The sequence below is a fragment of the Paraburkholderia caffeinitolerans genome, assembly GCF_902859945.1.
Lineage (GTDB): Bacteria > Pseudomonadota > Gammaproteobacteria > Burkholderiales > Burkholderiaceae > Paraburkholderia > Paraburkholderia caffeinitolerans.
Genome location: NZ_CADIKL010000008.1, coordinates 41,061 through 62,288 on the forward strand (window position 1 = coordinate 41,061; position 21,228 = coordinate 62,288).

Sequence of the window (21,228 nt, forward strand, 5' to 3'; positions counted from 1 at the left end):
TCCATTCCACCGCATTCAAAACGCCTTCAAAGTATATTCAAAGCGCATTCAAGCGATTGAGAATGTCATCAAATGATGGCCGCATTTCGACCTGATCGCTCAGACAGTCCTCGATTAGCGAGTCAAACCCGGCCGCGCCATCGGTTGAAACCTCGGCCACGCGTTGCGCAAGCTCTTCGAGCAGGCAGCCAAACGCACGCACTTCGATCCGCTCGAACGCCTGCGCTTGTGCCGGATCGTCCGCGTCATGAAACGACGCCGCGCCAAAGTCGCCGAGCAACGCGTGGCCCGCGCCATCGTGGAGGATGTTGTGTGCGTAAAGGTCGCCGTGCATGATTCCGCGCCGGTGCAGGTGACACGCCGCTGAAGCAATCCCTCGCGCGATCTGCAACGCGGTCGGCCGCGAGAACAGCACATCGTTTGCATACACGTCGCGCGTGCATGAATCCAGGCTCGGCGGCCCGGCAAGATTGCCGAACGCCGGGTCGATCAGCGCCATCACGAGACCATGCTCGTCGAGCGGATGCCCCGTGATCTTGCCCAGCACCGGAATCAGATTGGGATGCTGCCCGGCTTGCAGGCACGCGGCCATTTCGAGGTCCGGCAAACCGTCGCTCGTCACCGCGCCCTTGAACAGCTTTACCGCGACCGCGCCGGACGGATGGCCGTCCTGCAAAAGGCGCGTCGCACGATGAATCACGCCCGATGCGCCCTCGCCCAGCGTCTGCCCGAGCGCTAGCGTATGCCAGTCGATATCGGGCACCGGCGCGCCGGCCAACGCAGTGCGCTCGCGCGCGGCGTTCAACGGATTGCCGGCGTAGGCAAGCCACGCGAGCCGCGGCAGACGCAGCAGCCAGTCCGGCAACGCATCCAGTCGATTCGCGGAGATGCGCAGCAGTTCGAGGCGGCTCAATCCGGCCATGGTGTCGGGCAGCGTGCGCAGCCGGTTGCCGGCGAGCATCAGCTTCTGCAAATTCGCCCGTTCGCCAATCTCGGCCGGCAGCGCGTCGATGGCGTTATCGGTCAGTATCAGCCAGCGCAATTGCGGCGGCAGCGCGCTCGCCGGCACGTGCCGAATCTGGTTCGCCTTGAAGCCGACCATGCTCAGCGACGCGCAGTCGCCAAGCATGGCCGGCAACTCCGCGAACGGATTGTTCGAGGCGAACAGGATGCGCAGTTTGCGCAGCCTCGGCAGATCGTCGGGCAGCGAACTCAGCGCATTGCCGGACAGGTCGAGCACTTCGAGCGTATCGGCGAGGTCGAAGATTTCGCGCGGAAATTCGCTCAGCCCGCAGGCGAGCTTGAGCTGTCGTGCGCCAGCGAGCTGGCCCGCGCGCAGTTGTTCGAGGGTAGAGATCTTCACGCGTGAACGGAACCGGCCATGGCAAGGAATTCGGAAAGCGCCGGCGCGCAACACGGCGCCGGTCGTGCGCAATTCTAACGGGAGAGCGCCGGAGTGCTGCCCATCGTGCCGTTCATTGCGCCATTTCCAGATCCTTGATGACGGCGGCCAGAAAACGCGCCGCCTCCCCACCCGTGACAACCCGATGATCGAACGTCAGGCTAAGCGGCAAAATCCGGTGCACGGCGGGCGCGCCCTCGTGCGCCACGACCTGATCGTGCATGCGCCCCGCGCCCAGAATCGCCACCGTGGGAGGCATCACCACGGGCGCCGCATATTTGCCGGCAATCATGCCGAAGTTCGATAACGTGATCGTATTGCCGCGCATTTCCTCGGGCGGAATCTTGCGTGCGCGGATATCGGCGCGCATGCGATCGAGCCCGGCACGCAAGCCCGCCGCGTCGCGCTGCGCAACATCGCGCAGCACCGGCACGAACAGGCCCTCGGGCAAATCGACGGCAATGCCGAGATCGATTTTCGCAAGCACGTGGCGCCGCTCCATCTTCGCGTCGAACCAGGCGTTCAGTCCCGGTTCCGCGCGACACCCGGCCACCAGCGCACGGACCAGGCGGATTGTGACATCGGTGTGCGATGGCCAGGTGTAGATGTCGGCGTCGTCGATGACCGTGGCGGCCGCCACTTCGTTCTGCGCGCGCGCCATATTCTGCGCCATCGCGCGCCGCACGCCGCGCAGGACTTCGGGCGGCCCGAGTTCGGCGAGCAGCTTCGCCGCGCGTTGAACATCCGCAGCCGTGATGACGCCTTCGGCACCAGACGGCGTCACCATCGCCAGATCGATGTCGAGCTTGCGTGCGAGCGCGCGCACCGCGGGCATCGCCTTGATCGCGCCTTGCCCTGCCCCCGCGCCGCCACCGAGCGCGGCGGGCGCTTCCTGCACCAGTTGCCGGCCCACCTCCATGTGGCCGACCACGGTGCCCGCATCGGCATCCTCAGCGCCCGCGCCTTCGAATGCGCATAGCGGCGCGCCCAGATGCACGATGTCACCCGGCTTGCCGAACAGCTTGGCAACGCGCCCCGCTTGCGGCGACGGAATCTCGACAATAGCCTTGGCCGTCTCGACCGAAACGAGCGGCTGGTCCGCAAGAATCTCGTCGCCGCTCTTGACGTGCCACTCGACGATTTCCGCTTCCTGGAGACCCTCGCCCAGATCGGGCAGCTTGAATATTTTCATGGCTTCACTGCGCCTCCAGCGCTTGCCTTGCCGCCGCAACAATGCGCGTCGTGCCGGGCATATAGTGGCTTTCGAGCCGGTAAAGCGGGACCACTACGTCGTATCCGGTGACGCGCTGCACCGGTGCCAACAGCGAATAAAGACCGCGCTCCGCAATGCCAGCGGCAATCTCCGCGCCCACGCCGCCCGTGCGCGAACCTTCGTGCACGATCACGCAGCGGCCTGTTTTGGACACCGAAGCAAGAATGGTGTCCATGTCGAGCGGCTTGAGCGTGGCCACGTCGATCACCTCCGCGCTCACGCCCTCTTGCGCCAGCAAGTCGGCGGCCGCCAGCGCTTCCTGCAGCGCGCCGCCCCAGCTGACCAGCGTGATGTCCGCGCCGTCGCGCAGCACGTAGCAGCAGTCGAGCGGCAGCGCTTCGCCGTTGTCCTCCACCGACTGCCTGAAGAGCCGATAAAGGCGCGTGGGCTCGAAGAAAATCACCGGATCCGGGTCGCGAATCGCCGCGAGCAGCAGCCCATAAGCGCGCGCAGGCGACGATGGAGTCACCACGCGCAAGCCCGGTATGTGCGCGAACAACGCTTCGGGGCTTTCGGAGTGATGCTCGGGCGCATGGATGCCCGCGCCGCTCGGCGAGCGCACCACGAGCGGACACGCAAGCCTGCCGCGCGTCCGGTGCCGCAAACGCGAAGCATGGTTGAGCAAATGGTCGATCGCGGGGTAGATGAAACCGCTGAACTGAATCTCGGCGACGGGCTTCAAGCCCATCGCCGCCATGCCGACCGCCGCGCCGCCGATCGCTGTTTCCGCAAGCGGCGTATCGATCACGCGCTGCGCGCCGAAGCGCGCCTGCAAGCCTGCCGTGGCGCGAAACACGCCGCCGTTCACGCCGATGTCCTCGCCGAGCAGCACGACGTCCGGGTCATGCTCGAGCGCCCAGGCGAGCGCCAGATTGATCGCCTCGACCATGTTCAGATCAGCCATGGCCGTTCTCCGTGGCCGGATCCGCCGGAGCCACTGAAGCAAACCGCTGCGCCATCGCCAGTTGCTCATGCATGGCACGCGGCAGAACCTCGTAGAGATGGTCGAACATCGACGCCACCTCGGGCGGCGCAACCGCGAGATACGCGGCGACCGCCTGCTCGACCTGCTCGTGACACGCCTTGCCGAGTTGCTCGTCCTGCGCCTTGTCCAGCACGTTCATGCGCATCAGCCAGGCGCGCAGGCGGCGCAGCGGTTCGTGTTCCCATTGCTGGCTCAGCATCTCGGCGTCGCGGTAGCGCGTGGCGTCGTCGGCGGTCGTGTGGTCGCCGAGGCGATAGCTGAGCGCTTCGATCAAGGTGGGGCCTTCACCGCGCCGCGCTTTCGCGAGCGCCGCGCCCACCACCTGGTGCACGGCAATCACATCGTTGCCGTCGACCTGCACGCCGTCGATGCCGGCGGCGATGGCCTTTTGCGCGAGCGTTTGCGCGGCGCTCTGCTGGCTGCGCGGCAGCGAAATTGCCCACTGATTGTTGTTGATGACGAGCACGAGCGGCGCGCGCCACGCGCCGGCGAAATTCATCGCCTCGTAAAAATCGCCCTTGGAGGTGGCGCCGTCGCCGAAAATCGCCACCGCCACGCGCGGCTCCTGCCGCAGCAGGAAAGCATAGGCCGCGCCAGCCGCATGACAGACCTGGGTGCCGATCGGCACGCAATTGGGAAAGTCGGAGAGCGGCACGCTGAAGTCGCTGCCGCGCTCGTCGCCGCCCCAATAGAGCAGGCTTTCGGTCATCGTGACGCCACGCAGCAATTGCGCAGCGTGGTCGCGATACGAGGGAAACAGCACGTCTTCGGGCCGCATCGCGCTGGCCACGCCCACGCCGATCGCCTCCTGGCCCACCGACGAAGCAAAGGTGCCGAGCTGGCCCGTACGTTGCAGGGCCACGGCCTTGGTATCGAACGCCCTGGTGAGCACCATGGCGCGATAGAGCGGCAAAAGCGCGGCGGGGTCGCTTGCGAAGGGTGGCAGCGGATGAACGGGTTCGCCGCTGGGGCCGAGATACTGCGTGTAGCCGATTTGAAAACTGGCAGCCGTGGTCATGACGGCCTCCTTGGTGTTTTCAAATATCGTAGGTCTTATCTCGCGGGTGTGCTGGTGACGACGGCTTTACGCAGCGCTGAAAACCACGGCGCCATGATGAGCGACCTCGGTAAACGCCCGCACGAATCGGTAAGTCTGCCCGCCAATCGTGAGTTCGTTGAAGCCCGAACTTGTCACGCCCAGCACCGCGCTCGCCACTGCATTGCGAATTTTGCCGTGCCGTGTCCATTCTTCCTCGGGCTCGCCCGCATCGCCGAGGAACACATCGCTGCTCTCCGCCTGGTTTCGAACCAGAATCAGGCTCTTGCCCTTGTCGAGCAGAAGCTCGAGATATTCGGCCAGCGTGGCCAATGCCTCGGCATCGGCGTCGGCGTCGTGAGATTCGCGAGAGGTTGAAATCATGAGGGCACCTGCGTTGATTGGAACTGCACGGCATTACGGCTTCTATCGTACACGGCCCCGACGCAATTGCACGCCGACTTGCCATTTCACCCGCGCAATCACTGAAAGAACGGTGCGCCACTTCGCTGCAGCAGGCGTACCATCAACTCTTACCCTGCGGCGAACACCGCTTGATCAGAGGGGAGCCAACATGAGACGTCTTTACTTCCTGGCGCCTGACATACCCACGGCAAAAGCGGTCGTGGACGACCTGTTGCTGGCCCGGATTACGTGGCGGCATCTGCACGTTCTCGCGAATCACACCGTCCAGCTCGATCAATTGCCAGGCGCCTCGTTGCTGCAAAGCAGCGACGTCGTGCATGCACTCGAACGCGGCGTGGCGCTGGGCGGCGCGGCCGGCGCCATTGTGGGTCTGGCGGCGCTGGTTTTTCCGCCGGCCGGACTCATCATCGGCGGCGGCGCGGTCGTGACGTTGACGTTGGCGGGCGCGAGCTTCGGCGCGTGGACCGCCGCCATGATAGGCGTGGACGAACCGAATGCCCGGCTCCAGCGCTTTCGCGAAGCGATCCAAGACGGGCAATTTCTGATCATGGCCGATGTACCCGCCGCGCGGGAAGAGGAAATCGCGCAGACGGTTGCGAAACATGTTCCAAGGGCCGATCCGGAAGGCGCCGAACCAACCACGCCGATATTCCCTTGAGCACCTTTACGAGGCGATGAATATCGGATTCCTTAGTTTCTTGAGTTTCTGCCTGATTTCACGATTCCCACCTCCGCTGACGCGGGGGTGGGAAACTGCGCGGGCGCGCTGCGCTCAGTCGTCGAATTTCCCGGCCTGTAGCGCCTCGTCGAAATCCGTGATCCACGGCGCGAAATGGTCGGTGTCGTAAGTCTCTGTCTTGCCGTTGGCAATGCGTGTGACAGAAACCTGCCGGACGGCAGCCTTCGCGCCGCTGGCCGCGCCGTCGTCCTGATTCTTGTCCGTGATCCTGAACTCGCCGAGGTCGAATCCCCGGCTCGTGAGCACCGCCTTGACGTCCGCCTGTTCATCCCAGGAAAACTCGGCAAAGTCGTGGGCAGTCATGTTCATCTCCTCGGCGCGGCGGGCGCGAATGTCGTGGCACGGTGACAAGATGAAACCCATCATAGCCGACACATCGCCATTGTTCGGCGAAAGTTACCATCGCGCACTCGCGCAAAAAATCATACGTTTGCCCATTTGCAGCTCCGCCGCCTTGGCGCCGTCTTTCTGTAACCGGGTCTGTTGTGCCAGCGTCGAGCCATTGAGTATTTTGAAATGCTGAACAAGCCGCCAAGCGTCTTGCGGCTCCTATCGGGTTGAACCGTCGCCCTGACTCCTGCTGAGCCTTAGCATCCACTCGTGAACCGCATTCACCGCAGCAGAGCGCGCAGGCTGCGCCGAGCGCATCAACCACAGCGGCGCGAGCGCAAATCCCGGCACCTGCGGCAGTACCTTAATGCGCCCGCTCGTCAAAGCATCCCCGGCGGCGAGGCGAGACACCATGGCAATCCCCAGTTCCTGCCCGGCTGCCGCCACCAGGAAACGCGGATCGCTGACGGTCATGGCACGTCGCGTTCGCAAGCCATTTCGCCTCAGATCCGGCAACCATGGCGCCCATTCCGGGCGCGCCTCATGAACCAGCAATGGCGCTTGCGTCAACACGTCGGGAAACGGCACAGAGCGCAAACGGCGCTCCGTCGCCGGCCCGCATATGGCGACGGCTTCTTCGTCTAGCAAGTGTTCGCACACGACTTCAGGCGTGCGGATTTCCTTGGGTGATACGACCAGATCGACATCGACACGATCGATCTCGTTGACATCTTCTCCGGTCACGAGCCAGACCTCGATATTCCCCAACGCTTCCGAAAACGCCCGCATGCGCGGCATCAGCCAGCCCGAAGCGAACTCGGCTGTGCACACAACGATTACCGAATCAGGATTGCCATACGGCTCGATACGGTCGCGACCGTCGGCGAGCGTGGTCAGCGCTGCCGTCACGGTCTGCGCATACAGCGATCCAGCGGCAGTGAGCGCGACACCGCGCCCGATGCGCCGGAACAACGGCTGCCCCGTCCATTCCTCGAGTTGCTGAATTTGATGGCTGATTGCCGATTGCGTTAATGCGAGTTCTTGCGCCGCGCGCGTGAAGCTGCCGAGCCGCGCCGCTGCGTCGAAGGCAAGCAAGGCCTGCAAAGGGGGAAGTCTGCGCATGGAGTGGCGGCGAGTAGCTATTAAAAATATCGATACTTCCAGCAAGATTTTTCGCTTTTCAGCGGAATTCTTACTCGCAATGATACAGCCAGCCGTCACCACACGCGTCCTGCTTTAAGGCAGTCATGAGGAATATTTGTGTGACGCTCCCACCACAACTGACCGGATCCATTCGTATGACCCTGAATCTTGCGCCTGCCCACCTCACGCCAACCGCTGCAGCGGGTATCGACGGGCAACCCTCCCCTCCCACTTACGCCGGCGTGCTGTCCTTCATGCGGCGGCCATACACGCGAGACCTCGCCGGCGTGGATGTCGCCGTATCCGGTATTCCGCTCGACCTTGCCACGACTTTCCGCCCCGGCACCCGCTTCGGTCCGGCGGGCGTACGGGCCGCGACGGTCATGTTGTCGGAGCTGGGCGCGTTCCCGTGGGGCATCGACCCGTTCGATCACCTGAACGTGATCGACTACGGGGACTGCTGGTTCGACGCCCACAATCCGGTCAGCATTCGCGACGCGATCATCGCCCATGCGCGCGGCATTCTCGCGACCGGCACGCGCATGTTGACGCTCGGCGGCGATCACTACGTGACCTACCCCCTGCTCGTCGCGCACGCAGAAAAGTACGGCAAACCGTTGAGCTTGATCCACTTCGACGCGCATTCCGACACTTGGCCGGACGACAACCCCGACTCGCTGAATCACGGCACGATGTTCTACAAGGCGATCCGCGAGGGACTCATCGACCCCGCACGGTCGGTGCAAATCGGCATTCGCACGTGGAACGAAGACTTCATGGGTGTGCGGGTTCTGGACGCGCCGTGGGTACATCGCAACGGCACGCAGGCGACCATCGACGAAGTCCTGTCCATTGTGGGGGATGCGCCGGCTTACCTGACTTTCGACATCGACTGCCTCGATCCGGCCTTTGCCCCCGGCACCGGCACGCCGGTAGCCGGCGGCCTCAGTTCCGCGCAGGCGCTCGAAATCGTTCGTGCACTGGGCCCCGTCAATCTGGTAGGCGCGGACGTGGTGGAGGTGTCGCCGCCCTACGATCACAGCGATGTGACTGCGCTCGCCGCGGCTCATCTTGCCGTCGACATGCTGTGCCTGATGCGCAATCAGAAGCTCGCCCGCCACCAGCGCATGTAAATCCACAGCCGGTTTGATCGAACCATTTCTGGGTGACCCTCATGTCCCACACCATCATGAAGCCGTTACTGGCAGCACTGCTGGCATGCGCGTCCGGCGCAAGCGTGCATGCCGAAGAAAAGCAGCTCAATCTGTACAACTGGGCCGATTACATTGCGAAAGACACCGTGCCGAACTTCGAAAAGGAGTCCGGAATTCACGTGCGCTATGACGTCTACGACGGCGACGAAACCTTGCAAGCGAAACTGCTCGCTGGGTCAACCGGATATGACGTCGTCGTGCCAACCTCGAATTTTCTCGCCAAACAGATCGAAGCGGGCATTTATCAGAAACTCGACAAATCGAAATTGCCGAACCTGGTGAACCTGGACCGCAATCTGCTGAAGCTCGTCGCCGATGCGGACCCCGGCAATCAATATGCAGTGCCGTGGGCGTGGGGCACCACAGGGCTTGGCTACAACATCACCCATGTCAAAAAGATTCTCGGCAACGATGCGCCGCTCGATAGCTGGGACATTCTCTTCAAACCGGAATATTTGAGCAAGCTGAAGAGTTGTGGCGTATCCATGCTCGACGCGCCCGCCGATGTGTTTGCGGTCACGCTGCACTACCTCGGCAAGGATCCGAACAGCGAAAACCCCGCTGACTATCAAGCGGCTTATGAGGCGCTCAAAAAGATTCGCCCGTATGTCACGCAATTCAACGCAACCACGTACATCAACGATCTCGCTGGCGACGACATCTGTTTTGCGCTGAGCTGGTCGGGCGATGTGTCGATGGCGAGTCATCGCGCACGCGAGGCCAACAAGCCTTACGAGATCAAATACTTCATTCCTGCCGCAGGCGCGCCGGTGTGGTTCGACATGATGGCGATTCCAAAAGATGCGCCGCATCCACAAGCGGCGCTCGAGTGGATCAACTATATCGAGCAGCCCGAAGTGCATGCGGGCATCACCAACGAGGTGTTTTATCCCAATGCCAACGCGGCCGCACGCAAGTTTGTTCGCCCCGAGATTCTGAACGATCCGACTGTATATCCACCCGAGCCGGTGCTGAAAACGCTGTTCCTGCTCAAGCCGCTGCCGCCAACGATCAAGCGACTGGAAAGCAGACTGTGGACGCAGTTGAAGTCCGGCGGCTAGCGCCTGATGGTATCCGGAAGATCGTGAGCCATTGGCCCTGATGCCGTACTTCGACGGCGACGCCACGACCGGCCGGGGCAACCGCCCCGGCAAGATGGACAATAAAAAGTTGGAGACACAATGAGTGAAGGCAGCATTACGCAGGTGGAATCGTTCGGTTTCGAGCGCATTCCGGATGCGTCGCGGTACGCGCGACCGATCGATCTGTTCCGCTTGCTGTTTGGTGGTTGCAACACGTTTTCCACCTCGGTACTTGGCAGCTTTCCCGTGCTGGTCGGGCTGTCGTTCAAGGCCGGCGTCTGCGCTATCGTACTGGGCGTGCTCGCCGGCACGTGCATCCTGGCCCCCATGAGCCTGTTCGGCCCGCGCAACGGCACTAGCGACCCCGTGTCGTCTGGCGCGCATTTCGGCATTCACGGCCGGATCGTCGGCTCGTTCCTTGCGCTGCTCACGTCGATCGCATTCTTCTCGCTCGCCGTCTGGAGCTCCGGCGATGCGCTCGTCGGCGGCGCAAACAGTGTGGCCGGCGTCCCGGTCAACAGCTGGACGCTCGGTGCCGCATACCTGGTCTTCGCGGTACTCGTGCTGATCGTGTGCGTGTACGGTTTTCGCTTCATGCTGTGGGTCAACAAGATTGCGGTCTGGTCCGCGACCCCGATGTTCATCGTGGGCCTGATCGCGTTCGCGAACCTGTTCGATCTGAACTATGCGGGCACAGTGCACGAAGGCAGTGCTGGCTTCTGGGCCGCGTTCGTCGCAACGGTACTGGTGGCGCTAAGCAATCCGGTGTCGTTTGGCTCGGCGCTCGGCGACTGGGCGCGCTACATTCCCGAGCCCACACCGAAGCACCGGGTGATCGGCGCGGTGTTCGCCGCGCAGATCGCCACCTTCCTGCCATTCTTTTTCGGTCTCGCCACCGCAACGGTCATCGCGACGAAAGCCCCTGCCTTCATCGTCTCGAACGACTACGTCGGCGGCCTGCTGGCGGTGTCTCCGCGCTGGTTCCTGCTGCCGATGTGCCTGATCGCGATCGTCGGCGGCTTGTCGACCGGCACGACCGCGCTGTACGGCACGGGGCTCGACGTGTCGAGCATGTTCCCGCGCTTCCTGAACCGCGTCCGCGCCACGCTGCTGATTGGCACCTGCGCGATCGCATTCATCTTTATCGGCCGCTTCGCATTCAACCTCGTTGAAAGCGTTGCGACGTTCTCGACACTGATCGACACATTCAGTTGCCCTTGGATGGCGATCATGGCGATCGGCTATCTGACGCGCCGTGGCTACTATCTTGCCGATGACCTGCAGGTATTCAACCGCGGGCTGCACGGCGGGCACTACTGGTTCACGCGTGGCTGGAACCTGCGCGCGATGGGCGCGTGGCTGCCGGCCGCGTTCATCGGCCTGTCGTTCGTGAACCTGCCGGGCCAATTCGTCGGGCCGCTTGGCAAGCTCGCGGACGGGATCGACCTCAGCGTGCCGGTGTCGCTGCTAATGGGCGGCGTGCTGTATCTGACACTGCTGACGCTGTTCCCGGAACCGGACGGTGTATACGGCCCCTTGGGCCGGCGCTTGGTGCGTGACGGCCGCCGTTGTGCACATAAGGCGGGCGCAGCCCCGGCGATCCAGCAAAGGAGCTACTGAAACCCGTGCCGCGGCCCGAGCAACGACTGCCCGCCTGAATCAGTCGACTAGACGCAACGCGCTATGCTTGCGGTCTCGACAAAGACCAGGCAAGGAGGCCAGTGGTCATGGACAGAACGGTGACAGTGGCGGGCGTGGTCGGCACGGGTCTGATGGGCGTCGGCATCGCGACGCAATGTGCACTGCATGGCCTGCGCACAATCGTGCATGACGTCGATCCCGCCCGGCTCGCGAGCGTGGCGGCAAAGGCCGAGGCCGTGCTCGACGAACTCATCGACGCCGGACGCATCGACGCGGCCGCGCGTGCAGCCACGCTCGCGCGCATCGAAACCACCGCGCAGCTCGGCACCATGGCGCAGGCACAGTTCGTTTTCGAAGCCGTGCCCGAAGTGCTCGATCTCAAGCATCGGCTCTATGCGCAACTCGGCGCTGTGCTCGCCCCCGATGCGATTCTCGCGAGCAACACGAGCGGCTTCGAGCCCGATCTGCTCGCCGGCCCCCTGCCCGCGCCCGAGCGTTTCGTGATCGCCCATTTCTGGAACCCGCCTCATATGATTCCGCTCGTCGAGGTGGTGCCGGGCCGCGCGACCGCGCCCGAGGTCACGGCGCGCACGGAGGCGCTCATGCGCGCGATCAGCATGGAGCCGGTCGTGCTCGCCAAGTCGATTCCGGGCTTCGTCGGCAACCGGTTGCAATTCGCGGTGCTGCGCGAGGCGCTCAACATCGTGCGCTCGGGCGCGGCGAGCCCCGACGTGGTCGATCGCGTGATGAAGGCATCGCTTGGCCGCCGCTGGGGCATCGTCGGGCCGCTCGAAAGCGCGGACATGGGCGGCCTCGATACCTTCGTCGACATCGCTTCGCACCTCATGCCCGCGCTCGCGAAGGACGAAGACGTGATCGATCTGCTGCGCGAGCAGGTAAACGCCGGACGGGTTGGCGTGCGCAGCGGCGCGGGCTTTTACGACTGGGACGAAGCACATCTCGCCCGCGTGAAGGCGGCGCGGCGCAAGCTGATCGCGGGCGGTTGAATGGCGATTGAATGGCGGTTGAGTGGCCGATTGAGCCGCCAGTCCGGCTCAATCGGCCAGGCTCATGCCGCCTTGCGTGCGTCGGCAATACGCGGCGGCGCTTCGGAGCGTGCATAGAGCCGCTCCAGATACGCCTGCAAACGCGGAAAGCCGCCGAGCATCTGGAATTCGTTGGCCCAGTCCATTAGATAAACCGTCACGCAATCGGCCGCCGTGAGCCGGTCCCCTACGATGAATTCGCGCGTTTCCAGATGCTTTTCGAGCACGGCCGCCATGGCCGCGAATTCGTCGCGCGCCAGTTCGATATCGGCCGGCAGGCGCTTGTCCGGCGGATAAAGCATCGAGTGCCTCGTGATTCGCCACAGCGGCTGCTCCAGCTCCGTTACCGCGAACAAGATCCAGCGATAAGTCTGCGCCCGCGCATCCAGGTCGGCGGGCATCAGGCCTTTCTCCGGATATTTGTCGGCGAGGTACAGCACGATCGCCGCCGATTCGGGAATGACCCGGTCGCCGTCGATCAGCACGGGGACCTTTCCGGCCGGATTGACGCGCAGGAATTCCGGCTGCTTGTGCTCGCCTTCGAGCAGATTGACCGATATGAACTCGAAATCGGCGTCGACTTCCTTGAGACCCCATAGCGCGCGTTGCGAACGAGTTCCCGCAAATCCGTAAAGCTTCATCGCGACTCTCCAAAGCAATCAGTCGAAAGCGCAGTCGAAAAACGCCTGCGCCGCCTGGCGGGGCTGAATCCGCAGTTCAGCCGGGAGGAATCGGCAGCACCGGCATCACCTCGACAGCATCCCCGGGAAACTTCGTGAAATGCGGATGGCCTTCGAACAGCTTCGTGGCGTCCTCGATCGATGCGGCGCGCACAACCGTGAAGCCTGTTAGCGCATTACTGGTGTCCTTGACACCGTTCGGGCCAATGCTCTTGGTCTTGCCGAGCGGCCCGCCGAGTTCGACGATGTCGGCCTTGTGCTCTTCCACCCACGCCTTCCATGCTGCGATGCCCTCGCGCTCGCGGGCGTGCCGCTCGTCTTCGGGAAGCGCCCACCATGCCTGCGCACGCGGGTTGTCGTGGCTGCCGAGAAAAATGGCGAGAAACAGTTTCTGATCGCTCATGCGTCCTCCGTCTGCATTGAGAGCAACGGGATGTTGCTCATCCGGCCTTGACAATATAGGTTGATATCAACATAATTGCAACATGTCACGCGCAAAGAAAATCCCTTTCGAAACCACGCTCATGGTGCGTGATTGCTGCCTGTGTCTGCACATGCAGCGCGCGGCGCGCAACCTCGCGCGCATTTTCGACGAGGCTTTGCGCCCACTCGATCTCACGAACGGCCAGTTCTCGCTGCTGATGTCGCTCAACCGGCCGGATCCGCCGGCCATCAAAGATGTCTCCACGCTGCTGGCCATGGATCGCACCACGCTCACGGCCGCGCTAAAACCGCTGGAGCGCCGCGGGCTCGTCGGCATCGTGCAAGATCCGGACGACAAGCGCAGCCGCCTGCTCAGCCTGACCCCCGAGGGCGAACGCCTGCTTGCCGAAGCGTTCCCTGTGTGGCAGCGCACGCATGCCGAAATCGAACAGGACTTCTCTGCAGGAGAAGTCGACCGGTTACGCAAGCAGTTGCGTGCGCTTTCATAAGTTCTATTTGCACTACGACACAATCTGTTGTGTGCACAACTTTATTGTGCCTGACCTCCCTCTCGTTAACCGGAAACGCTTTCCGCAGACGGTATAATTCTGGCCGCAACGACAGGGTGATATTTGCGTTTCCGACCCGGATTTTCATATGCCAATGTGAAAAACCCGCATGGTCAGCAAGATCTACCGCCCACGCTCAAATGAGTAAGCTGCCGGCACGAATTACCTCTAATCCCCCAATTGATGTTCATACAGAAAGATAGACTGGGTTCGCAATGCTGAAGCGGAGTGTTTCCGCCAGCGACGTTGGGGAGCGAGCGGTGATCGAGGTGCGAAGAGCCATTGTTGCGGAGCGGCGCCGTTCGCTGCGGGTCTATGCAAGCATCATTGCCGCCCTCCTCGCAAGCGCCGTGGCTTCCGCCTGGCAGGCAAGCGCGGTTGTCGCCGATGCCCGCGTGCAAAACCGCGCATCCTTGCTCGTGAGCACCAGCAACGCCTTGCTCAGCGGCATGAAGGACGCGGAGAGCGGGCAGCGCGGATTCCTTCTGACCGCGGACGAACAGTATCTGGCGCCCTATGTGAGCGGCAGGGCGGAAGCGCTCGACGCGCTCGGCCGGCTCTCCGGTTTGCTTCACGGCCCCGAGCAGGTTGCCGCGCTGCGGGACGTCCGCCGCGACATGGACGAAAAGCTCGCCGAATTGGCCCAGACCGTGCAACTCGAGCGCAACGGCCAGCATGAGCGCGCACTGGCCGTGGTCAGGACCAATGCCGGCAAGGCGGCGATGGACCGGCTTCGCGAGCGCATCGAGGCGATCGCTGCCGATTGCGACGCAAAAAGCGCGGCTGCGCTGCGCGACGAAACCTTGCGCGTCGAGCGCACGGGCTACGCATTCGCCGGCTTGCTGCTGGGTGTTCTCGCGCTGCTGGCGTTTGCCACCGTCATGCAAAGAAAAGCGTTCACGGGCGTCGTGCGCGGCGCCGAACGCATGACGCGCGCCGCGCTGCGCGACGCGCTCACCGGCCTGCCGAACCGCCGCGATCTGGATCTGCGGCTACGCGCGCTCGAAGGCCACACGGCGACGGCCCATGGCCCTGTCACCGCGCTGTTCATGGATCTCGATGGCTTCAAGCTCATCAACGACACCCAGGGACATGCAACCGGCGACGCGCTGCTGCGCCGCGTTTCGGAGCGGATGCGGCAAGTGAAGCGCTCCGGCGATCTGCTCGCGCGCGTGGGCGGCGACGAATTCGTGCTGATCGCACCAGGCCTCGCAAACCGCGCGGACGTCGATCAGCTTTGCGCCCGGCTCATTGCAGCGGTAGGCCCGCTGGCGCGCGAGTTCGGCTTTGTGGGCCTGAGCATCGGCATTGCAATCCGCGAAGCGGCGAGCGAAACGCTTGCCGACCTCGTCGAGCGAGCCGACCAGGCCATGTACGACGCCAAGCGTTCTGGCGGCGGCTATCGGTTCAGCCCCGAAGGACCCTGAGATCGGCCCAGCAAAGGCGCTTGCCTGGCTAGCCCCTCAAGCGCCCCTCAGCAGCAGACAGCCCGCAAACCCTCGCGAGTTTTTTCAAATTCGCTGGAAGATCCTGCGCATTACCCAGTTTAGTTTGATAAGGATAACTGATTGTGAAAGTGAAACATCTCGTTGCCAGAATGATGGCCGGTCTCACCCTCAATATGTTTGCCGGCGTCGCCGGCGCAGCTTGCGTCACCAACCCCGCCGCCCAGCCTGACGCCTCGTTTCCCGCTACGCTTACGGGCAAGCTCGTCTATCACAGTTACGTGACATACGGCGACGGCACGAGCCAGATCTTTCTCTACGACTTCTCGGCGCGCTCGCTCACGCAGTTGAGCAAGGCCTCGTGGGGCATCAAGGACCCGATGAACGCCGTGTTCAGCCCCGACGGCAAATGGATTGCCTTCATGGGCGTGACCAACAACGCGTGGAATGTGTTCATGTACCAGCTTGGCACCAGCAACGCGCCGGTGAACATGACAAACAGCACGGGCGCCACGCGCAATGAAGACCCGAAATTCAGCGCGGACGGCAAGACCCTCGTGTTCAAGCAGAACGGCGACGTCAAGCAAGCAACGCTCTCGTACACGAGCGCGGGCCCGACCTTCACTTCGGTCGTGAGCCTGACCAACGCCCCCTCGGGCGCCGAGTATTCAATGCCCTTTCTTGCGCCCGACGCAAGCGCCGTTTACTACGCCACCGGCGCGGGCGCGAACATGGGGCTCATGAAGCGCACGCTCGCAACCGGCGTCACGGCCGTATTCGATCATCCCGCTTCGCTGCAAACCTACTACCCGATCGTGCGCGCGGACGGCAACGTGTTCTACGCGCGCTGGAAGGACGCCAGCGGGCTTGACCAGATCTATGAGAAAACGCAGGACCCGGCTTCGACGCCGAACCCGTTGTCGCTCAACGACTGCGTCAGCAACAACTCCGACCCGGCCCCGGTGAACGGCACGAACTACCTGTTCTTCTCGTCGACGACGGCGGGCGGCTACCAGCTCTACATGGCCGACGTGACCACGGGCCAGCGCTGGAGCCTCACGCAGTTCGGCGTGAATGCCGATTCCACCAAGGCCAAGCTCGGGTCGAGCTATTACGGCGGCCCGGCTGCGAACCAGACCGCGCTGCTTTCGCAGGGGCATCCCGCCAGCGCTTCGGCCAGCTACAACGCGTCGCTCACGCCCGACAAGGCCTTCGACGGCAATACGACCAGCACGCGCTGGGACTCGCCCGAAGGCGCGGGCGTCGATCCGCAATGGATCTCCGTGGACCTCGGCGCCGTGAAGAGCATCAGTGGCGTCGATCTGTACTGGGACGCTGGCGCCAGCGTCTATCAAATCCAAACCTCGAACGACAACGTCAACTGGACGACGCTCTACTCAACGAGCAACGGCGTCGCCTACGGCCACGTCAAGCTGTCGAATCTCAACGGCCAGGGCCGCTATGTGCGGATGTACGGCACGAAGCGCGCAACGCAGTGGGGCTACTCGCTCGACGAAATGCAGGTGTGGGGGTCGTAAGCGCCACGCACGGCACATGGGCCGTGAACGATGGCAACCATCGGCTCACGGTTCGTCCGACACCGCCGAAAGCGGCGCGGCCACCTGCTCCAGCGACTTGCGCTCGGCATCCACGCCCCAGATCGCAGCGACCAGCGCCGCCCCCACCATCAGCGCGGAACCCACGAGGTAACCCGTGAATACCTCGCCGCGCTGATGCGTATCAATCAGATGTCCGAAGAAAACCGGCCCGATAATCCCGCCTAGCGCCGTGCCGAACGCATAGAACACCGCAATCGCGAGCGCGCGGATTTCGAGCGGGAACGATTCGCTCACGGTCAGATAAGCGGAGCTGGCCGCCGCCGAAGCGAAAAAGAAAATCACCATCCACGCAATAGTTTGTGTCGTGACGGTCAACATCCCTTGCGCGAACAAGTAGCCGCTTCCCGTCAGCAACAGGCCCGAGATCGCATACGTCGCGGCAATCATCTTGCGGCGTCCAATTACGTCGAACAGCCGCCCCAGCACGAGCGGCCCCAGGAAATTGCCGAGCGCGAACGGCAGCAGGTAGAGGCCCACGTCGCCGCCCGCCACGTGATAGAAGTCCGTGAGCACCAGTGCGTAGGTAAAGAAGATCGCGTTATAGAAAAACGCCTGTGCCGTCATCAGCGAAAGTCCGACCGCTGCGCGCCGGCGGTGCTGCACGAAGATCGCGTGCAGCACGGTTGAGAGCGGCGTATGGCTTTGCGCGCGCAGCCGCAACGGCTTCCCCGGAGGATCGCCAAGCACATGTCCCGCCTTGCGAAAGCGCGCCTCGATCGTCTCGACGATGGCGCGGGCTTCGTCATGCTCGCCGTGCGTGAGCAGCCAGCGCGGGCTTTCCGGTATCCATGAGCGCATCGGCAGGATCACGAGCGCAAGCACCGCGCCGATGAAGAAACACACGCGCCAGCCCCAATCGGGTGGCAGCAGATGCGGTTCGAGCACGACCAGCGAACCCGCGGCGCCAATGCCCGCGCCCACCCAGAATGTGCCGTTGATGCCGAGGTCGGTCCAGCCGCGCACGCGCGCCGGCGTGAACTCCTGAATGGTCGAATTGATCGCCGCGTATTCGCCGCCGATGCCCGCGCCCGTGAGCGCGCGAAACACCACGAAGCTCGCGAAACTCCACGAGAACGCCGTGGCAGCGGTGGCGATCAGATAGACGGTGAGCGTGATGAAAAAGAGTTTGCGCCGCCCCAGCCGGTCCGTGAGCCAGCCGAAGCCCAACGCGCCGCACACCGCACCGGCAATATAGGCGCTGCCGGCAAGCCCGACCTGGGTGTTGTCGAAATGGAGCATCGGGCTCGTCTTCAGCGCACTCGCCACGGCGCCCGCGAGCGTCACTTCGAGCCCGTCCAGCAGCCAGGTGACGCCAAGCGCCACGACAATCAGCACATGAAAGCGTCCCCACGGCAGGCGGTCGAGGCGCGCGGGAAGATCGGTTTCGACGATGGATTGCGTTTCGGTCGTATGCATCGCACAGGCAGGTTTCGGGTCGCAGGCATCTCGCGCTTAACGATGCATCGCAAGCACATGGCATGCCCGTCCGGCCCGGGAACGCGCGATGCGCGCGCAGCTCGAACGCTATGCGGGTCTAGACACCGCGCAACGGCGCACCAACCTGCAACGCGTCCGCCAGCGTGTGCGCATGCAGTTCGAGGAACACCAGGATCCCACTCAGCCTGGCGGCGCCTGCGCGTTCGACGTGGTGCTGGACGATGCGATATATCCGCTCAACCGTGCGGCCGAAGCCTACGAGCGGATGATGAGCGGCAAGGCGCGCTTCAGGGTCGTGCTGGTGCCCGGGAAATAGCGCTCGACGCGATATCACGCGCTCAGACCGAGCGCGCGATCGCCTGACCCAGCAGCGAAAGCCCCAGGTCGATCTCCTCCTCGCTCACGGTCAGCGGCGGCGCGATCCGGAACACGCCGCCCATCCCAGGCAACTGCACGATGTTCATGCTGAGCCCGAGGTTCATGCACTCGCGCGTGATCTTCGCGCCCAGCCCATCGGCGGGCTCCTTCGTGCGGCGATCCTTGACGATCTCCATGCCGAGCAAAAGACCACGCCCGCGCACGTCGCCGATGCACTCGAAGCGCTCCATCAGATCGAGCAGACCACGCCTCAACCGGTCACCCATGACGTTCGCGCGCGCAACCAGCCCCTCGCGCTCCACCACGTCCAGCACCCGCAGGCCCACGGCGGCCGGCAGCGGATCGGACACGTGCGTCGTGTAGAACAGATAACCCAGTTCATGCGCGCGCTCTTCGATCTCCGAGGAGGTCACGACGGCCGCGAGCGGCAGTCCGGCGCCCAGCGTCTTCGAGAGCGTGAGCATGTCGGGGGTCACGCCGTCGCGCTCGCAGGCGAACATCGTGCCGGTGCGCCCCACCCCGGTTTGCGCCTCGTCCAGAATCAGCAGCATGCCGCGCTCTTCGCATTTACGCTTGAGCGCCGCCATGTAGCCTTCGGGAAGTTCGATGATCCCGCCAGAGCTCAGGATCGGCTCGGCGATGAAGGCGGCGAGATTGCCGCTGGACTGGCGATCGATCAGGTCGAATGCGTAATCCAGCTCCGCAAGATAATCGTAATGGCCGTCGCGCTCGAAGCGCGGCCGGTACGTGAATGGCGCCGGTATCGCGAACGAGCCGACCGCCGCGGGCCCGACGCCCTTGCGGCCCGCGCTATAGGTCGCGGAGGCCGCGCCACCCGTCATGCCGTGCCACGACTGGGCAAAGCCGACGATCTCGTACTTGCCCGTGACCAGCTTCGCCATGCGGATGGCGGCCTCGTTCGACTCCGCGCCGGTGCTGAGCAACAGCGCGCGGTCGAGCCCGTCGGGCGTAACTTCGGCCAGACGCGTGGCGAGATCGACCACGGGCCGCGAGAGCATGCCGCTGAAGAGATGGTCGAGCTTGCCGGCGTACTCGTTGATGACCGAGACGATTTCCGGGTGGCTGTGCCCCAGCACCGCGCTCATCTGCCCCGAGGTGAAATCGAGGATCGCGCGGCCATCCGCGTCGTAGACAAAGCTGCCCTTGGCGCGCTCGATGATCATCGGTTCGAACGTACCGCCATAGCGGATGAGGTGCTGCCTGGCATTGCGCCAAAACGTTGCGTCGTCGTTCCGGGACACCGTGCTTCTCCTGGTGGTTGGCTGCCAAACGAGGGCTTGGCGGGAATGACTTGCAGTGTAGGCGCGCCTCTGTTTTTATAGAAACGAATAGTTTTAATGCGAGCCAGCAGTATGGCTAATATCGGCGGCCAATTTCAGCGGCCGGCGTCGGCAACCCACTTCGGCCGTTAATATCCGGGGCGAATATCGTGACGAATACCGTGAGCCGGTCGCTGGAAATCGATCTGCTGCGTTCGTTTGCTGTCGTTGCGGAAGTACGCTCGCTGAGCCGCGCGGCCAGCCGGGTCGGCCGCACGCAATCCGCGTTGAGCCAGCAGATGAAACGTCTGGAGGAGATCGTCGATCAGCCGCTGTTTCAGCGCACCGGACGTGGCGTGGCGCTGACGAATCCCGGCGAGCGCCTGCTGATTCACGCGCAGCGCATGCTGCGGCTGCACGACGAGGCCATGGCCGACTTGTGCGGCAAGGGATTGATGGGGACGATCCGCTTCGGCTGCCCGGACGACTATGCCGCCGTGTTTCTGCCTTCGCTGCTGCGCCAGTTTTCGCGCCAACACCCGCAGGCGCTCGTGGAGGTCGTTTGCGGACCTACGCCGCGCCTCATCGAGCAACTCGAAAGCTGCTCCGTGGATCTCGCGATGATTTCATTGCCGGAAGATGCCAACGGCCATGCGGACGACGACATCATCCGCCACGAGCAGCTCGTGTGGATCGGCTATCCGGGGCTGGAACCCGAGCACTTCGATCCATTGCCGCTCGCGCTCTCCGACCCGGACACGCTCGACCACATGGCCGCGTGTGAGGCGCTGCAACGTATCGGCCGCGCTTACCGCGTGGCCTATGCGAGCAGCAGCCTCTCCGGTCTGACCGCGCTGGTGCGCTCCGGGCAAGCCTTCGCCGTGATGACGCAGGCGGCCGTGCCCGCGGACCTTGCCATCCTGCACGGCGAGCCCGGTCTGCCGCCCTTGCCCAGCGTCGGCATTACGCTGAAGTTCGAACGCAAACGCCCCTCACATCTCGTCGCAGCGTTTGCCGAACACATCCGGCTGACGCTGCCACTGCTGTGAGGGGCGCTGCAAACCTGCGCAACTAGCGCAG

The 21,228-nt window shown here is 63.6% G+C and carries 21 protein-coding genes; 10 read left to right on the forward strand and 11 right to left on the reverse strand.

All coding sequences use genetic code 11. From position 1 onward, the window contains the following. Nucleotides 1-37: 37 nt before the first annotated feature. From HV773_RS10025 to HV773_RS10045, 5 genes are all read right to left on the reverse strand, one after another. Nucleotides 38-1,363 (reverse strand): protein kinase, encoded by a 1,326-nt coding sequence (locus tag HV773_RS10025; protein ID WP_246282259.1) that lies wholly within the window; start codon nt 1,361-1,363, stop codon nt 38-40. Nucleotides 1,364-1,475: 112 nt separating this feature from the next. Then, nucleotides 1,476-2,594 (reverse strand): dihydrolipoamide acetyltransferase family protein, encoded by a 1,119-nt coding sequence (locus HV773_RS10030; protein WP_175194918.1) that lies wholly within the window; start codon nt 2,592-2,594, stop codon nt 1,476-1,478. Between the two features lie 4 nt (nt 2,595-2,598). Beyond that, nucleotides 2,599-3,579 carry an alpha-ketoacid dehydrogenase subunit beta gene (locus tag HV773_RS10035; RefSeq protein ID WP_175194920.1) on the reverse strand — a complete coding sequence of 327 codons (981 nt, stop codon included), beginning with the start codon at nt 3,577-3,579 and terminating at the stop codon, nt 2,599-2,601. Then, entirely contained in the window at nt 3,572-4,678 is a 1,107-nt protein-coding gene (pdhA, locus tag HV773_RS10040; protein ID WP_175194922.1) for a pyruvate dehydrogenase (acetyl-transferring) E1 component subunit alpha, read from the reverse strand. Before pdhA ends, HV773_RS10035 begins: the two co-directional genes overlap by 8 nt. 66 nt (nt 4,679-4,744) lie before the next feature. Continuing rightward, entirely contained in the window at nt 4,745-5,080 is a 336-nt protein-coding gene (locus HV773_RS10045) for a hypothetical protein (protein WP_175194924.1), read from the reverse strand. Between the two features lie 190 nt (nt 5,081-5,270). Here HV773_RS10045 and HV773_RS10050 point away from each other — a divergent pair, with 190 nt between their 5' ends. Beyond that, on the forward strand, nt 5,271-5,780 hold the full coding sequence (locus HV773_RS10050; protein ID WP_175195239.1) for a DUF1269 domain-containing protein: 510 nt from the start codon (nt 5,271-5,273) through the stop codon (nt 5,778-5,780). 114 nt (nt 5,781-5,894) lie between these two features. Here HV773_RS10050 and HV773_RS10055 read toward each other — a convergent pair whose 3' ends face one another. Beyond that, a complete protein-coding gene (locus HV773_RS10055; protein ID WP_246282260.1) occupies nt 5,895-6,227 on the reverse strand; it encodes a hypothetical protein in 333 nt (110 codons plus the stop codon). A 183-nt stretch (nt 6,228-6,410) separates the two neighbouring features. Then, nucleotides 6,411-7,313, reverse strand: coding sequence for a LysR substrate-binding domain-containing protein (locus HV773_RS10060; protein ID WP_175194926.1), 903 nt, complete (start codon nt 7,311-7,313; stop codon nt 6,411-6,413). 176 nt (nt 7,314-7,489) lie between these two features. On the opposite strand from HV773_RS10060, the gene speB reads away from it, so the two are divergent. The 4 genes from speB to HV773_RS10080 all read left to right on the forward strand — a co-directional run bounded on the left by speB (nt 7,490) and on the right by HV773_RS10080 (nt 12,278). Next, entirely contained in the window at nt 7,490-8,467 is a 978-nt protein-coding gene (gene speB / locus HV773_RS10065) for an agmatinase (protein WP_175194928.1), read from the forward strand. Nucleotides 8,468-8,508: 41 nt separating this feature from the next. Continuing rightward, nucleotides 8,509-9,609 (forward strand): polyamine ABC transporter substrate-binding protein, encoded by a 1,101-nt coding sequence (locus tag HV773_RS10070; RefSeq protein ID WP_377731298.1) that lies wholly within the window; start codon nt 8,509-8,511, stop codon nt 9,607-9,609. Between the two features lie 120 nt (nt 9,610-9,729). Next, nucleotides 9,730-11,250 (forward strand): purine-cytosine permease family protein, encoded by a 1,521-nt coding sequence (locus HV773_RS10075; RefSeq protein WP_175194930.1) that lies wholly within the window; start codon nt 9,730-9,732, stop codon nt 11,248-11,250. 107 nt (nt 11,251-11,357) lie between these two features. Next, entirely contained in the window at nt 11,358-12,278 is a 921-nt protein-coding gene (locus HV773_RS10080) for a 3-hydroxyacyl-CoA dehydrogenase family protein (RefSeq protein ID WP_175194932.1), read from the forward strand. Between the two features lie 62 nt (nt 12,279-12,340). Here the strand turns inward: HV773_RS10080 and HV773_RS10085 are convergent, their stop codons facing one another. Then, entirely contained in the window at nt 12,341-12,958 is a 618-nt protein-coding gene (locus tag HV773_RS10085) for a glutathione S-transferase family protein (protein WP_175194933.1), read from the reverse strand. A gap of 76 nt (nt 12,959-13,034) precedes the next feature. Beyond that, nucleotides 13,035-13,400, reverse strand: coding sequence for a YciI family protein (locus HV773_RS10090; RefSeq protein ID WP_175194935.1), 366 nt, complete (start codon nt 13,398-13,400; stop codon nt 13,035-13,037). A gap of 82 nt (nt 13,401-13,482) precedes the next feature. On the opposite strand from HV773_RS10090, the gene HV773_RS10095 reads away from it, so the two are divergent. The 3 genes from HV773_RS10095 (at nt 13,483) to HV773_RS10105 (ending at nt 16,972) form a co-directional block, all read left to right on the forward strand. Next, complete coding sequence (locus tag HV773_RS10095; RefSeq protein ID WP_175194937.1) at nt 13,483-13,929, forward strand: MarR family winged helix-turn-helix transcriptional regulator; 447 nt, start codon at nt 13,483-13,485, stop codon at nt 13,927-13,929. A gap of 329 nt (nt 13,930-14,258) precedes the next feature. Then, nucleotides 14,259-15,416 (forward strand): GGDEF domain-containing protein, encoded by a 1,158-nt coding sequence (locus HV773_RS10100; RefSeq protein ID WP_175194944.1) that lies wholly within the window; start codon nt 14,259-14,261, stop codon nt 15,414-15,416. A 143-nt stretch (nt 15,417-15,559) separates the two neighbouring features. Next, nucleotides 15,560-16,972: a discoidin domain-containing protein gene (locus HV773_RS10105; RefSeq protein WP_175194946.1), complete on the forward strand. Its 1,413-nt coding sequence runs from the start codon at nt 15,560-15,562 to the stop codon at nt 16,970-16,972. Between the two features lie 45 nt (nt 16,973-17,017). Here the strand turns inward: HV773_RS10105 and HV773_RS10110 are convergent, their stop codons facing one another. Further along, the gene (locus HV773_RS10110) at nt 17,018-18,469 is read right to left on the reverse strand and encodes an MFS transporter (protein ID WP_175194949.1); all 1,452 of its coding nucleotides are present in this window, start codon (nt 18,467-18,469) and stop codon (nt 17,018-17,020) included. 88 nt (nt 18,470-18,557) lie between these two features. On the opposite strand from HV773_RS10110, the gene HV773_RS10115 reads away from it, so the two are divergent. Further along, the gene (locus HV773_RS10115) at nt 18,558-18,806 is read left to right on the forward strand and encodes a hypothetical protein (RefSeq protein WP_175194862.1); all 249 of its coding nucleotides are present in this window, start codon (nt 18,558-18,560) and stop codon (nt 18,804-18,806) included. Between the two features lie 22 nt (nt 18,807-18,828). Here HV773_RS10115 and HV773_RS10120 read toward each other — a convergent pair whose 3' ends face one another. Further along, nucleotides 18,829-20,130 carry an aspartate aminotransferase family protein gene (locus tag HV773_RS10120; protein WP_175194951.1) on the reverse strand — a complete coding sequence of 434 codons (1,302 nt, stop codon included), beginning with the start codon at nt 20,128-20,130 and terminating at the stop codon, nt 18,829-18,831. Between the two features lie 200 nt (nt 20,131-20,330). On the opposite strand from HV773_RS10120, the gene HV773_RS10125 reads away from it, so the two are divergent. Next, nucleotides 20,331-21,197 carry a LysR family transcriptional regulator gene (locus tag HV773_RS10125; protein ID WP_175195245.1) on the forward strand — a complete coding sequence of 289 codons (867 nt, stop codon included), beginning with the start codon at nt 20,331-20,333 and terminating at the stop codon, nt 21,195-21,197. Nucleotides 21,198-21,228 lie beyond the last annotated feature (31 nt).

Bases quoted from the DNA above. Each gene is read 5' to 3' on its own strand.
- HV773_RS10090 (WP_175194935.1), bottom strand. From the start codon at position 13,400: ATGAGCGATCAGAAACTGTTTCTCGCCATTTTTCTCGGCAGCCACGAC.
- HV773_RS10075 (WP_175194930.1), top strand. From the start codon at position 9,730: ATGAGTGAAGGCAGCATTACGCAGGTGGAATCGTTCGGTTTCGAGCGC.
- speB (WP_175194928.1), top strand. From the start codon at position 7,490: ATGACCCTGAATCTTGCGCCTGCCCACCTCACGCCAACCGCTGCAGCG.
- HV773_RS10115 (WP_175194862.1), top strand. From the start codon at position 18,558: ATGCGCGCGCAGCTCGAACGCTATGCGGGTCTAGACACCGCGCAACGG.
- HV773_RS10085 (WP_175194933.1), bottom strand. From the start codon at position 12,958: ATGAAGCTTTACGGATTTGCGGGAACTCGTTCGCAACGCGCGCTATGG.
- HV773_RS10045 (WP_175194924.1), bottom strand. From the start codon at position 5,080: ATGATTTCAACCTCTCGCGAATCTCACGACGCCGACGCCGATGCCGAG.
- HV773_RS10095 (WP_175194937.1), top strand. From the start codon at position 13,483: ATGTCACGCGCAAAGAAAATCCCTTTCGAAACCACGCTCATGGTGCGT.
- HV773_RS10030 (WP_175194918.1), bottom strand. From the start codon at position 2,594: ATGAAAATATTCAAGCTGCCCGATCTGGGCGAGGGTCTCCAGGAAGCG.
- HV773_RS10050 (WP_175195239.1), top strand. From the start codon at position 5,271: ATGAGACGTCTTTACTTCCTGGCGCCTGACATACCCACGGCAAAAGCG.
- HV773_RS10080 (WP_175194932.1), top strand. From the start codon at position 11,358: ATGGACAGAACGGTGACAGTGGCGGGCGTGGTCGGCACGGGTCTGATG.
- HV773_RS10070 (WP_377731298.1), top strand. From the start codon at position 8,509: ATGTCCCACACCATCATGAAGCCGTTACTGGCAGCACTGCTGGCATGC.
- HV773_RS10035 (WP_175194920.1), bottom strand. From the start codon at position 3,579: ATGGCTGATCTGAACATGGTCGAGGCGATCAATCTGGCGCTCGCCTGG.
- HV773_RS10110 (WP_175194949.1), bottom strand. From the start codon at position 18,469: ATGCATACGACCGAAACGCAATCCATCGTCGAAACCGATCTTCCCGCG.
- HV773_RS10060 (WP_175194926.1), bottom strand. From the start codon at position 7,313: ATGCGCAGACTTCCCCCTTTGCAGGCCTTGCTTGCCTTCGACGCAGCG.
- pdhA (WP_175194922.1), bottom strand. From the start codon at position 4,678: ATGACCACGGCTGCCAGTTTTCAAATCGGCTACACGCAGTATCTCGGC.
- HV773_RS10055 (WP_246282260.1), bottom strand. From the start codon at position 6,227: ATGATGGGTTTCATCTTGTCACCGTGCCACGACATTCGCGCCCGCCGC.